A 12,542-nucleotide genomic window follows, 5' to 3' on the forward strand; every position below is an offset into this window, starting at 1 on the left:
GGCCCTTTAGGGTTCCCGTATGAAGCTGCGAATGTTCCGGCGCCGTCGCGACCGCCTGCTGGCCGGCGCCGCCGCGCTCGCCGTCGTGGCGGGTGCCGGTACGTGGACGGCCGCGTCCGCGGCCGGCGACACGCCCGCGGTGCACCGCGGGGACCAGGTCCTGTCCATGCCCGGCGCCCGGATCGACACCTCCTACTTCACGGCGGGCGACGGTGCGCAAAAACGTCCCGCCGTGCTCCTCGGGCACGGTTTCGGCGGCAGCAAGGACGATGTCCGCGAGCAGGCCGAGCACCTCGCCCGCGACGGGTACGCCGTCCTGACCTGGTCGGCGCGCGGCTTCGGCCGCTCCGAGGGCCGGATCGGCCTCAACGACCCCGAGTACGAGGTCAAGGACGTCTCCCGGCTCATCGACTGGCTCGCGGCCCGGCCCGAGGTCCGGCTCGACGCGCCCGGCGATCCGCGCGTCGGCGTCTCCGGGGCCTCCTACGGCGGCGCGATCTCGCTGCTCGCGGCCGGTCACGACCCGCGGGTGGACGCGATCGCCCCGCAGATCACCTACTGGAACCTCGCGGACTCCCTCTTCCCGAACGGAGTCTTCAAGAAGCTCTGGTCCGGCATCTTCTTCACCAGCGGCTCGACCGACGGGATGCAGCAGGCCCCGCCCCGGCAGCGGCCGGACGCCTCGGCCGCGCCCGGCTGTGGACGGTTCCAGCCCGAGCTCTGCGCCATGTACGAACGCGTCGCGGTGGCGGGCAAGCCCGATCCCGAGGCCCGCGCCCTGCTGGAACAGCGCAGTCCGTCGGCCGTCGGCGACCGGATCAAGGTGCCGACCCTGATCGTCCAGGGCCAGGACGACTCCCTCTTCCCGCTGGACCAGGCCGATGCCATGGCCAAGGCCATCGCGGCGAACGGCGCGCCCGTCTCCGTCGACTGGGCGGCCGGCGGACACGACGGCGGGATGCGCGAGACCGACCGGGTCGAGGCCCGGGTGGCCTCCTGGTTCGACCGCCACCTCAAGGGGGACGAGGGCGCCGGCACCGGCCCGGCGTTCCGCGTCACCCGCTCCGGAGGCATCGACTCCACCGACGGCGAGGTCACCCTGCGCGGCGCGACCGGCGACCGGTACCCCGGGCTGGAATCCGGCCCGCGGGAGTTCACCCTGACGGGGCCGGAGCAGACGTTCGCCAATCCGGCGGGCGGCGCACCTCCCGCGCTGTCCTCGCTGCCGGGCATCGGTGGGCAGCTCGCCGCCTTCGGGGCCGGGCTCTCGCTGGACTTCCCCGGCCAGAACGCCCGGTTCGACTCGGCGCCGCTGACCGAGGACGTACGGATCACCGGCACCCCGACCCTCACCCTGAAGGTGAGGTCGACGGCCGCGGACGGCTCGGCCGTCCTCTTCGGCAAGGTGTACGACGTGGGGCCCGACGGCCGGCAGCAGGTGCTGCCGAGCCAGCTGGTCGCCCCGGTGCGGGTGGAGAACGCCCAGCAGGGTACGAGCGTGCGGCTGCGGCTGCCCGCGATCGACCACTCAGCCCCGGCCGGACACCGGCTTCGGCTGGTGGTCGCCGCGACCGACCTCGGCTACGCGAGCCCGGCCGCGCCCGCCACCTACACCGTCGCCGTGGAGGGCCCCCTGGCCGTGCCCGTCGCCGCGGAGGTACGGACCGCCGCGGCCGGGATGCCCGCCTGGATCTGGTGGCTGCCGCTGGGCGCCGCGGCCCTGGCCGCGGCGCTGCTCGGGATCCGGCGGACCGGCCGGGGGGCTTCCGGAGCCGCGGGCCCGCGGTCGGGCGCGCCGCGGCCGGAGGCCGCACTGGCCGACGTACCCCTGGAGATCACGGGACTGACGAAGCGGTACGCGAAGGCGCAGGACCGGTACGCGGTGCGGGACCTGTCCTTCCGCGTCGAGAAGGGGCAGGTGCTGGGACTGCTCGGGCCCAACGGCGCCGGCAAGACCACCACCCTGCGGATGCTGATGGGGCTGATCTCGCCGGACGCCGGGGAGATCCGGGTGTTCGGGCACGCGGTACGGGCCGGGGCGCCCGTGCTGTCCCGGGTCGGCGCCTTCGTGGAGGGCGCCGGATTCCTCCCGCACCTGACGGGCCGCGCCAATCTGGAGCTGTACTGGCAGGCCACCGGCCGCCCGGCCGAGGACTCGCACATGGCGGAGGCCCTGGAGATCGCCGGACTCGGCGACGCGCTGGAACGCGCGGTACGCACGTACTCGCAGGGCATGCGCCAGCGGCTCGCGATCGCGCAGGCCATGCTCGGGATGCCGGACCTGCTGATCCTCGACGAGCCGACGAACGGTCTGGACCCGCCGCAGATCCGCGAGATGCGGGACGTGATGATCCGCTACGCCGCGGGCGGGCGGACGGTCATCGTCTCCAGCCACCTGCTGTCGGAGGTGGAGCAGTCCTGTACGCACCTGGTGGTCATGGACCGCGGGCAGCGGGTCGCGGCGGGCGAGGTCGCGGAGATCACCGGTGGCGGGGACACCCTGCTGGTGACCCTGGCGGAGCCGGTGGACGAGGTGAGCGTCGAGAAGGTGGCGGCGCTGGAGGGAGTGGGTTCCGTGGTGGCCGCCGATGACGGGCTGCTCGTACGGCTCGAAGGCGCGACGGCCGCGGGGCTGATCGCCGAACTCGTACGGCTGGAGGTGCCGGTGAGCGGAGTGGGACCGCACCGGCGACTGGAGGACGCGTTCCTCACCCTGATCGGAGGTGCGGCGTGAGTACGGTGACGACGGCGCGGGAGGCGGCTCCGGAAACGGCTCCGGGCTACCGGGCGAGCCATACGCTGCCGCTGCGCGTGGAGGCGCTGCGGCAGTGGCGCCGACGGCGGACGCTGGTGATGGGCGGGGTGCTGGCGGCGCTGCCCTTCATCCTGATGATCGCGTTCGCGGTGGGCGGCGGGCCGGGCAGCCGGGGCGGCGGCAACGGCCGGATCACCCTGATCGACACGGCCACGGCCTCGGGTGCGAACTTCGCCGCGACCTGTCTCTTCGTCTCGGCCGGCTTCCTGCTCGTGGTGCCGGTGGCCCTGTTCTGCGGGGACACCGTGGCCTCGGAGGCGAGCTGGTCCTCGCTGCGCTACCTGCTGGCCTCGCCGGTGCCGCGGGCGCGGCTGCTGTGGAGCAAGCTGGTGGTGGCGCTCGGGTTCAGCCTGGCGGCGATGGTGCTGCTGCCGGTGGTGGCCCTGGCGGTGGGCACGGCCGCGTACGGGTGGGGGCCGTTGAAGCTCCCGGCGGGCGGGGCGCTGGCGGCCGGGGACACGGTGCCGCGGCTGGCTCTGGCGGTGGCCTTCGTCTTCGTTTCGCAGCTCGTGACGGCGGGTCTGGCGTTCTGGCTGTCGACACGGACGGACGCGCCGCTGGGCGCGGTCGGCGGGGCGGTCGGGCTGACGATCGTCGGCAATGTGCTGGACGCGGTGACGGCGCTCGGCTCGTGGCGGGAGTTCCTGCCGGCGCACTGGCAGTTCGCGTGGGCGGACGCCCTGCAGCCGCAGCTGGAGTGGGGCGGGATGGTCAAGGGGGCGGTGGTGTCGGTGTCGTACGCGCTGGTGCTGTTCGCGCTCGCCTTCCGCGGCTTCTCCCGCAAGGACATCGTGTCCTGAGCCCGCACGGGCGGCCCACAGCCCCAGAGCGCGCGGCCCGCGGCCCGCGGACCCAGGACACGATGTCCCCCGGGCCCGTGGGCCGTGGGCCGTCCGTGGCAATGCGCCCGCGCCCGCGTGTGGCTGCGGTCCGCCCGCCCCCGGAACGATGAACAATCGCGGTCATCACGACCGAGGGGTACCGCCCATGCACACAGCAGGATCTCCGGCCCGCAGGGCCGTGCTGACCCGCGGCCTCGTGGCCGCCGCCGGGGCCTTCGCACTCGCGGGATGCTCCTCGCCGCGCGCGCCGAGGGCGACGACCGCCGCGCCCGAGCCGCGGCCGGACACGCCGAAGGCCGCCTTCGCCCGTCTGATGGAGGGCAACGCGCGCTGGGTGAGCGGGGATCTCGACCACCCCGACCGGGATCCCGAGCGGCGGCAGCTCGTCGCCGAGGCGCAGGACCCGTTCGGGGTGGTCCTCACCTGCATCGACTCCCGGGTGGCGCCCGAGCTCGTCTTCGACACCGGGCTCGGCGATCTGTACGTCCTGCGCACGGGCGGGCAGGCGGTCGGCCCGGTGGTCACCGGGTCCGTCGAGTACGGGCCCATGACGGGCGGCACCCCGCTGATCGTCGTACTCGGGCACCAGCGCTGCGGCGCCATCGAAGCCGCGTACAAGTCGCTGCAGGACGGCACGCCCCTGCCCGGGAACCTGCAGGCGATCGTGAAGGCGCTGGGACCGGCGTACCTGCTGACGGTCGAGAACCCGGGTGCCGACCCGGTCGACACCATGATCCACCAGCAGATCCGGGTCACCGCGGACGGTCTGCGCGCCAACTCCGACCTGGCGCCCCTCGTGAAGAAGGGCGCCCTGGCCGTCGTCGGCGCCTACTACTCGCTGGACACCGGCCAGGTGGACGTCCTGACGGGGGCGCCCGTCTGAGCGGACACGCGCTAGGGCTTGAGCGCCCCCGGGATCGCGTCGATCGCGGCCAGCAGTTCGGCGTCCAGCGGGCGGTCGGCGACGGCCGCGTTGGCGCGTACCTGCTCGGGGGAGGTGGCTCCGGCGATGACGGAGGCGCAGCCGGGCTGGGCGGAGAGCCAGCCGATGGCGAGTTCGAGGACGGTCCGGTCGTGCTTCTCGGCGAGCACGGCCAGTGCCTCGACGACGTCGAGGCGCTCCTCGGTGAGGTACGCGTCGCGTCCTTCGAGGCGGGATCCGGCCGGTACGGGCGCACCCCGGCGGATCTTGCCGGTCAGCAGGCCGTTGGCGAGCGGGAAGTACGGGAGCACGCCGACGCCGTAGTGGAGGGCCGCCGGGACCAGCTCGCGCTCGACCGACCGCTGCAGCAGCGACCACTCGTTCTGCGCCGACACGAAGGGGACCGAGCCCGTCTCGCGGGCGATGTGGGCGGCTTCGGCGAGCTGCCAGCCGGAGAGGTTGGAGTGGCCGATGTAACGGACCTTGCCCTCGGCGACGAGCTCGGTGAGCGCGGCCAGGGTCTCGGCGATCGGGGTGGCCGGGTCGGGGCTGTGCAGCTGGAAGAGGTCGATGTGGTCGGTGTCGAGGCGGCGCAGGGACTCCTCGACGGCCCGCCGGATGTAGGCGCGGCCGCCGCGGGAGCCGGCGGCGGGCCCGTACTTCATGTCCACGCCGTCGTAACCGAACTTGGTGGCGAGGACGACCTGGTCGCGACGGCCCTTGAGGGCCTGCCCGAGGTGTACCTCGGAGCCGCCGGCGCCGCCGTAGATGTCGGCGGTGTCCAGGAGGGTGATGCCCGCGTCCAGGGCGGCGTCGACGACGGCGCGGGTGGCCTGGGCGTCCAGTCGGCCACCGAAGTTGTTGCAGCCGAGCCCGACGGCGGAGACCTGCAGTCCGGAACTGCCCAGGGGGAGATAGCGCATTCGGTTCGTTCCTCCGACTCGACGATTACATGATCAACCGATCGTTCAGTCTAGGTGTCCGCCCCGGGCGCCGGAGCGGAAACCGGGCGTCGGTGTGAACAACGTGCAACACGCGCGGGCCTGCGACCCCACCGGCCGCCTCGACCCCGCCGGGTAGTTTGACCGGATGGATCATGACGCCTCCGGCGCTGTCGCGCCCGCGTTCTGACCGGACTCCCCGGCCCCCGCCCCGCCCGGTGCGGGGGCACCGCGACCCGAAGGGCAACCGTGAAAACCGTGAACCGCAGACTGATACCCGCCGCTGCCGTCCTCGCCTTAGAGGTCGTTTTATCCCTCTGTTTCATCCCGGAATCGGGTGTTCTGTGGTCTTCTTCGGGTCGCGCCAGGAGACGGTGTTCTCGCCGGTGAGGCGGCGGGCCATGAGGTCGGTCATCGCGATGTGGATGACGGCTTCGGAGCGGGTGGGCAGGGTTTCGTAGTCGCGGGCCAGGCGGCGGTGGAGCATGAGCCAGCCGTAGGTCCGCTCGACTGCCCACCGCTTGGGTATGGGGGTGAAACCCTTGGTCCCGGGCTTGCGTGCGGTGATCTCCATGTCGATGCCCAGAGCGGCGGCATGCTCGACCAGGTGCTGACGGTATCCGCCGTCGACCCACACTTTGCGGATTGACGGGTGGTCTGCGGCGGTCTGGTCGATGAGGCGGGTGCCGGCCGCGGAGTCCTGCACGCTGGCCGCGGTGACCAGCACGGCGAGGAGGAGGCCGAGGGTGTCGGTGACGATGCTGCGTTTGCGGCCCGCGATCTTCTTGCCCGCGTCGATGCCCTGGCTGGTGGCGGGAACGCTGGTGGATGTCTTGACGCTCTGCGCGTCGATCACACACGCAGTTGGCTCTGCATTCCGCCCTTCCTTCTCCCGTAAAAGCTGCCTGAGCAGGCCATTGAGCTGGGCAAATACGCCCTCGTCAGCCCATCTGGCGAAGTAGCCGTAGACGCTCTGGTGCGGTGGGAAGTCGTGCGGGAGGTAGGCCCACTGGCAGCCGGTGCGGTCCACGTAGAGGATCGCGTTCATGATCTCGCGCAGGTCATGCCTCGGAGGCCGGCCAAAGTCCAGAGCCCGGCCACGGCGCTCGAAGCGCCAGGCCGCAAGGACCGGCTCGATCAACTCCCAGCGTGCGTCGGACAGATCACTCGGATACGGACGTCGTGTTGTCATGAGTCCGGCGTACCGCCGCGGACCGAATGCGCCCAGGCGCACGGCCGCGACGCTGGAAGCACACGGGCCGCCAATCGACGGACATCCTGGGATGAGACAGGCGCAAGAACCAGCCCGCCCCACAAGCCACCCCACACACCCCACAGAAACCGACTCCGTCAATGGTCACTACCGCACCGTGGTCGACCACTTCAAGAATCGCATCAAATCTCCAGATTCTGGGATAAAAAGACCTCTTAGAGGTCATCTCATTTGGCGAGTCCGCGGTACCCGGCCGCGACCGGTACTCGGCAGCACCACAAGGTGCAGGGTGACTGCCGATGGCTCGCCACGGTGGTCACGGACGGAGCGCGGGCCCGGTCAGAACACGTCGGTGGTCCACAGGACGTGCATATCCCATGCGATGTCCAGGGATTCCTTCGCTCCCTGATACCACGCACGTTGCGCGGTGTCGTCCGGCACGGTGTGGAGGGCCGCGAGCACATCGGCCGGCATCCATGCTCCACCCCAGTGGCCCAGCCAGGTCCCCGGCGTCTCGGCGGGTTCCGGGGTTCGCGGTATGGAGTAGCCCTCGCTCCGGAGAATCTCCAGAGCGGTATCCCGTTGATTCCTCATCAGATGCTCTGGGGAGAAGATCCCGTAGGCATCTAGACTGATTCTGTTCCCGTTCAGGTAGGCCTCCCATGCCGCCTCCGCCGTGGGCTGATCGCGCCAATCGACCACGGGGATCTCCACGGAGGGCCGCGCCGCCCACGGGCCGCCGGTACTCGCGCGCACCTCCTGCGGTGCGGATCCCACCACGACGAATGCGAGCTCATGGCGCGGAACAGGGAGCTCGATGCTCTGTCCCGTCCCGCTGTCCCAGCTGGTCGTCATTCCCGCCGCGATCCGGACGATGTACTCGCCATCGTCAAGCCCCTCATGCGCGTCGAACAGAGCGCCCTCGCGTATCTCGGCCGGCACGCCGTCACGGTTGAAGAACCTCCGGATCGGAGGGCCCCCCGTCGCGGAAACGATCTCGACGTCGTAGTTGCCCGGGCTGCCCAGGTCGCGGCCGAGTGCGTAGGACGAAACCCGACAGGCAATACCGTCCTTCACTACGTACGTCTTCCGGGCCAGACCGCAGGTGATGAACTTGCGACCCTCAGACGTAGGAACTCTCACCTCCAAGCGCGTCTGCATCAGGTGCAGGCCGTCCTGAGACACCGTCTCCACCCAGTCGGTGCGGATCTTCCCGTTGGTCATGCTGCTCTCCCTGCCGTCCGGTGCGAGTGGATTCGATGCCCGGCCGCGGGCAGGGCCCGATGCCGCCCGGCCCGGAGGTGGGCGATCACGGCGTGCCGGACGTCGGTCTCCGGGGTGAGGGACAACGCGACGGTGGCCTTGCCGCTGGTCAAGGCACATCTACGGGCTCGTAGAGCACGTCGGTTCTGAGTATTGTTTTCGTACCCTCAAGAAGCGGGGCCGAGTCGTGAAGTGTCCGATGCCAGAAGAGGAGCGCATCGCCCGGTTCGGGGTGGTGGGCACTCAATATTTCCTCAGGCTTCGCGAGCCGCGGCCAGTCAGAGAAATCACGTTGCGCAAAGGGAAGATCGTTCTGCTTATCGGCGATGAACCGCGTTTCTCCGCCCACGGCCTCATACGACAGGTAGATGACGACCGTCAGGAGAGTGCGCCTTCCGTCGGGGGCGAAATAGGGCGAATCGTAGTGCGGGACAATGAATCCGCCGTGTTCGTACGTGATGAAGCGCATACGCGGATTGACGGCCGTCGGCCTCCAAGGCCTTCCGTCCGAATCCGTCGGATCGCCCGATCCCACTTCAAGCGATAGAAGCGTCCGCAGCCTGCGGTAGAATTCAGCCGCCAGGACTGTAGATTCGGCCGTGGCGCGGAGATGAGCGACCGGATCTCCCTCTGCATAGTTGGCGGCAACGCCGTCTCGGCCCACCGGGGCAAAGCGCTGGGCGGCCAGTTCGGTCGTGAATGCCTCCACTTCGGCCGGAGTGAGGAAATGGCGAATCACCTTGGCGTTGGCCTTTGGGATCTCCGACTCGATCGGGGTCCATGAGTCATCGGCAGATATTCGGCTCAGCGCTTCTTCGGAGAGCTCAAAGGGATTTACCGGCATTTCGAACATGATCACTTCTCCGTGCTGAGGCCGTCGTCGATCCCAGCGTGGTCGTGGGCTCCACCGCCCGGAACGGCCGCGGGCAGCGCATTGAGGTGGACGGCGGGACCGCGGGCCACGTACTTGTGTGCTTCGGGTCCATGGAGGGACTCGAAGCCCCTGGAGTCAATGCCTGCAGGGAGGGGGCCACTGGGCGGTTATCGTCACGATGACGATATTAGGCCGGGGTGAGCCCACAAAGCAAGTAGGACGACCCAACGCGGCGGAAAGGGCCGGGAGACGGGGCGGGGACCGGCTCAGGGGACTACCGAGGCGACAACTGACGACGGCCGGCCAGGACGAGGTGGAGCGGCTCCGGGCGCGGCAGGAGGCCGTCTGGCAGAGCCGGATCAAATCCCTGCTGGAGGACCTGGACGGGGTAGAGCGCGACCAGTCGGTGGCGGAGCTCAGCGAACTCCTGGCCCAGGCCCGCCCACAGCCCGGCCCCGCGGACGCCGGCCCCGCCGAAGAGTCCGGCAACACGTTCAACGACCCTGCCGCCTTCCAGATCGGCGGCGAGCAGCACGTCCACTTCACTTCCGGCTCCCAACCCAACCTCCTTAGAAGCCATCTCATCCGGTGAGTCTGCGGTAGCAGATGAGGGCTGCGGCGATGCCTGCGAACGCGAGAAAGTACTCGGCCTTGCGTTCGTAGCGGCGGTGTAAGCGGCGGCAGCCCGCGAGCCAGGACACGGTCCGTTCCACGACCCGTCGGTGTCGGCCGAGCCGGTTCGACGGTTCGATTCCTTTGCGGGCTATGCGGTGCTTGATGCCGCGTTCGCGTAACCATCTGCGCAGGTGGGGGTAGTCGCCTCGTACGTCCACCGCAGGGTGACGCGGTAGGTGGTGGGGTCGTCGCCGTTCCCGGCGGTGAAGGACGTCTACGTCAACGACGCCGTCCGGGCCGAGCCCCTCGCCGTTCGGTTCGCCCTCCAGCACCGCGGCGAACCGGTCGGCGAGCAGCTGCCCGGTACCGGCGTGACCGCGGTCGACGTCCAGCCCATGGAAGCCGCCCGGCAGGACAACCCGAGGTTCGTCGCCCCGGTGCCCGGCGCCACGCCGCCGCCCCCGTCCTCCTAGAGGGTGTCCGGCAGCATGACGTGATCCGGGATCGGCCTCGGTCCTGACGTCACCGGCGGGGGTGGGCTTCGCGCTTCTATTTCCAATCTGCGTTGTTCCTAGAATGGGTCGCGTGAACGATATCGACGCGATCGCGATGTTGCAGGATCCGGTGCGGCGCCGCCTGTACGAGTACGTGGCGGCACAGGGCCGCGAGGTCGGCCGCAACGAGGCCGCCGAGGCGGCCGGGGTCGCGCGCACCCTCGCCGCGCACCATCTGGACCGGCTGGCCGAGGCCGGGCTGCTGGAGAGCGGCAGCCGCCGCCTGACGGGCCGCTCGGGTCCGGGCGCCGGCCGCCCGGCCAAGGTGTACACGCGGGCGCGGGCCGAGCGGTCGGTGTCGCTGCCCGCCCGCGACTACCTCACCGCCGCCGAGTTGCTCGCCGAGGCCGCCGAGCAGGCGGGACTGGACGCGGGGCTGTACGCGGCCGCGGGCCGCCGCGGCGAGGCACTGCGGGGCTCGGCTGCGCCCTGTGGCGGCCTGGAAGAGGCCGTGGAGATGCTGGCCGGCCGCGGTTACGAACCGTACCTGGACGGCGGCGAGGGCGGTGAGGGCACGGAGGGTACGGAGGGTGTCCGGGACGCCGAGGGCGCCGCGGCGACGCCCGGAGCGGCCGCGGCTGTCGTCCGTATGCGCAACTGCCCCTTCCATGCCGTCGCCGAACGCTTCCCGCCGCTCGTCTGCGGCATGAATCTCGCCCTGCTGGAGGGGCTGCTCGGCGTGGACGGTCCCGTGCGCGCCCGGATGGACGCCCGGCCCGGGGAGTGTTGCGTGGTGGTCGAGGCTTCTAAAAACAATGATCGTTGACATAGAAGGAGGGGCGTGCTGGGATGACGCCATGACCGCATCCACGCGTGCCACCCACCTCGCCCAGCTCAACGTCGCCACGCTCCTCCACCCCTTCGACGACCCGCGCATGGCGCCGTTCGTCGAGATGCTCGATCCGGTCAACGCCGCCGCCGACAGCACGCCCGGCTTCGTGTGGCGCCTCGTGGAGGAGGGGGCGGCCGACGCCACCGGCCTGCGCCCGGCGGGAGCCGACGTCGTCGTCAATCTGTCGGTGTGGCAGACCCAGGAGTCTCTGTGGGACTTCGCCTACCGCAGCGGGCACCTGGAAGTGATGCGACGGCGCCGCGAATGGTTCGAGCGGCACGTCGAGGCGCACATGGTGCTCTGGTGGATCCCCGCCGGGCACCTGCCGACCGTGGAAGAGGCTCTGGAGCGTCTGGCGGATCTGCGGGCGCACGGGCCGTCCCCCCGCGCGTTCACCTTCGCCTCCGCCCATACCGCCGCCGAGGCGGCCCCTCACCTCCGGGCCGCCCCGCCGACGCAGACGGCCTAGACCAGGCGGGCCGCGCCGGGCGACGGGGATGCCGTCGTGATGCGGGGCGGGGCGAAGCCGGCGCGGCGGAAGGCGTCCGTCACCGCCCGGGTCACCGACCGCTCCGCGTCCGCGTCGATCAGGGACAGGGCCGAGCCGCCGAAGCCGCCGCCCGTCATGCGGGAGCCGTACGCGCCGGCCGCGTCGGCCGTCGAGACGGCCAGGTCCAGCTCCGGGCAGGACACCTCGTAGTCGTCGCGCAGCGAGGCATGGCCTTCCGTGAGCAGCGGGCCCGCCTCGCGCAGCCGACCCGCGCGCAGGAGTTGCTCGACGCGCAGGACCCGTTCGTTCTCGGTCACCACGTGCCGGACCCGCTTGCGTACGACCGGGTCCTCCAGGCGGGCCAGGGCCTGCTCCAGCCCCTGGTGGGGGAGGTCGCGCAGGGCGGCCACGCCCAGGGCCTCGGCCGCCCGGTGGCAGGAGGTTCGGCGCTGGGCGTAGGCCCCGTCGGCCAGTGCGTGCCGGACCCGGGTGTCGATGACGAGCAGCCGCAGGCCGGCCGCCTCGCAGCCGAAGGGGATGTGGCGCTGTTCGAGGCTGCGGGTGTCCAGGTGGAGGGCGTGTCCCCCGGTCGCGCAGGCCGAGGCCGTCTGGTCCATGACCCCGCAGGGAACGCCGACGTACGCGTTCTCGGCGCGCCGGGCGAGGGCCGCCAGGTCGGTGCGGGTGAGCGGGATCCCGTACAGGTCGGTGAGGGCCAGCGCGGTGGCCACCTCCAGGGCGGCGGAGGAGGACAGGCCGGCGCCGGTCGGCACGTCGGACCGTACGTGCAGATCGGCGCCCCCGACCGGAAGTCCGGCGTCCAGCAGGGCCCATGCGACTCCGGCCGGGTACGCGGCCCAGCTCGCGGCGCCCTGAGGAGGGCGCTCCGGATCGAGCTCGGCGAGGTCGAGGGTGACCGCGCCGGAGGGGACTTCGGCGGAGTGGACCCGCAGGATCCGGTCGGTGCGCCGGGCGGCGGCCACCTCGGTGCGCTGCGGCAGGGCGAAAGGCAGGGCGAACCCGTCGTTGTAGTCGGTGTGTTCGCCGATCAGATTGACCCGGCCGGGGGCCGCCCAGACCCCCTCGGGCGGGTACCCGTACAGCTGCCGGAAGTCGTCCTGGGCCGTCCCGCTCACGCGCTCGCCACCTCCCGCAGTCGCGCGGCCGCGGCCTCGGGCCGG

At 71.3% G+C, this 12,542-nt stretch carries 13 protein-coding genes; 7 read left to right on the plus strand and 6 right to left on the minus strand.

The annotated features are described in order from the left end of the window. The first annotated feature begins 19 nt into the window (after nucleotides 1-19). From Sspor_RS04145 to Sspor_RS04155, 3 genes are all read left to right on the plus strand, one after another. On the plus strand, nucleotides 20-2,734 hold the full coding sequence (locus tag Sspor_RS04145; protein WP_202197803.1) for an alpha/beta fold hydrolase: 2,715 nt from the start codon (nucleotides 20-22) through the stop codon (nucleotides 2,732-2,734). A 5-nt stretch (nucleotides 2,735-2,739) separates the two neighbouring features. After that, entirely contained in the window at nucleotides 2,740-3,615 is an 876-nt protein-coding gene (locus tag Sspor_RS04150; protein WP_202203471.1) for an ABC transporter permease, read from the plus strand. Nucleotides 3,616-3,802: 187 nt separating this feature from the next. Next, nucleotides 3,803-4,540, plus strand: coding sequence for a carbonic anhydrase (locus Sspor_RS04155; RefSeq protein ID WP_202197804.1), 738 nt, complete (start codon nucleotides 3,803-3,805; stop codon nucleotides 4,538-4,540). A gap of 11 nt (nucleotides 4,541-4,551) precedes the next feature. Here Sspor_RS04155 and Sspor_RS04160 read toward each other — a convergent pair whose 3' ends face one another. The 4 genes from Sspor_RS04160 to Sspor_RS04175 all read right to left on the minus strand — a co-directional run bounded on the left by Sspor_RS04160 (nucleotide 4,552) and on the right by Sspor_RS04175 (nucleotide 8,849). Next, a complete protein-coding gene (locus Sspor_RS04160) occupies nucleotides 4,552-5,502 on the minus strand; it encodes an aldo/keto reductase (protein ID WP_202197805.1) in 951 nt (316 codons plus the stop codon). Nucleotides 5,503-5,842: 340 nt separating this feature from the next. Next, nucleotides 5,843-6,712 carry an IS5 family transposase gene (locus Sspor_RS04165; protein ID WP_202197346.1) on the minus strand — a complete coding sequence of 290 codons (870 nt, stop codon included), beginning with the start codon at nucleotides 6,710-6,712 and terminating at the stop codon, nucleotides 5,843-5,845. 360 nt (nucleotides 6,713-7,072) lie between these two features. Next, entirely contained in the window at nucleotides 7,073-7,957 is an 885-nt protein-coding gene (locus Sspor_RS04170; protein ID WP_237403659.1) for a hypothetical protein, read from the minus strand. Between the two features lie 148 nt (nucleotides 7,958-8,105). Beyond that, nucleotides 8,106-8,849, minus strand: a complete 744-nt coding sequence (locus Sspor_RS04175) for a 2OG-Fe(II) oxygenase (protein WP_237403660.1) — start codon at nucleotides 8,847-8,849, stop codon at nucleotides 8,106-8,108. Between the two features lie 334 nt (nucleotides 8,850-9,183). Between Sspor_RS04175 and Sspor_RS04180 the strand changes: the two genes are divergently transcribed. After that, nucleotides 9,184-9,462: a hypothetical protein gene (locus Sspor_RS04180; RefSeq protein ID WP_202197808.1), complete on the plus strand. Its 279-nt coding sequence runs from the start codon at nucleotides 9,184-9,186 to the stop codon at nucleotides 9,460-9,462. On the opposite strand, the gene Sspor_RS04185 is transcribed toward Sspor_RS04180, so the two are convergent. Continuing rightward, nucleotides 9,452-9,583: a hypothetical protein gene (locus tag Sspor_RS04185; RefSeq protein WP_373318737.1), complete on the minus strand. Its 132-nt coding sequence runs from the start codon at nucleotides 9,581-9,583 to the stop codon at nucleotides 9,452-9,454. The two genes, Sspor_RS04180 and Sspor_RS04185, sit on opposite strands and share 11 nt — an antisense overlap. A gap of 138 nt (nucleotides 9,584-9,721) precedes the next feature. Between Sspor_RS04185 and Sspor_RS04190 the strand changes: the two genes are divergently transcribed. From Sspor_RS04190 to Sspor_RS04200, 3 genes are all read left to right on the plus strand, one after another. Further along, on the plus strand, nucleotides 9,722-9,958 hold the full coding sequence (locus Sspor_RS04190; RefSeq protein ID WP_202197809.1) for a hypothetical protein: 237 nt from the start codon (nucleotides 9,722-9,724) through the stop codon (nucleotides 9,956-9,958). A gap of 112 nt (nucleotides 9,959-10,070) precedes the next feature. After that, nucleotides 10,071-10,805, plus strand: a complete 735-nt coding sequence (locus tag Sspor_RS04195) for a helix-turn-helix transcriptional regulator (RefSeq protein ID WP_202197810.1) — start codon at nucleotides 10,071-10,073, stop codon at nucleotides 10,803-10,805. Between the two features lie 31 nt (nucleotides 10,806-10,836). Then, a complete protein-coding gene (locus Sspor_RS04200) occupies nucleotides 10,837-11,340 on the plus strand; it encodes a DUF3291 domain-containing protein (RefSeq protein WP_202197811.1) in 504 nt (167 codons plus the stop codon). On the opposite strand, the gene galK is transcribed toward Sspor_RS04200, so the two are convergent. After that, nucleotides 11,337-12,497: a galactokinase gene (galK, locus tag Sspor_RS04205; RefSeq protein ID WP_202197812.1), complete on the minus strand. Its 1,161-nt coding sequence runs from the start codon at nucleotides 12,495-12,497 to the stop codon at nucleotides 11,337-11,339. The genes Sspor_RS04200 and galK overlap by 4 nt on opposite strands. Nucleotides 12,498-12,542 lie beyond the last annotated feature (45 nt).

This window comes from Streptomyces spororaveus (genome assembly GCF_016755875.1).
Taxonomy (GTDB): Bacteria; Actinomycetota; Actinomycetes; order Streptomycetales; family Streptomycetaceae; genus Streptomyces; species Streptomyces spororaveus.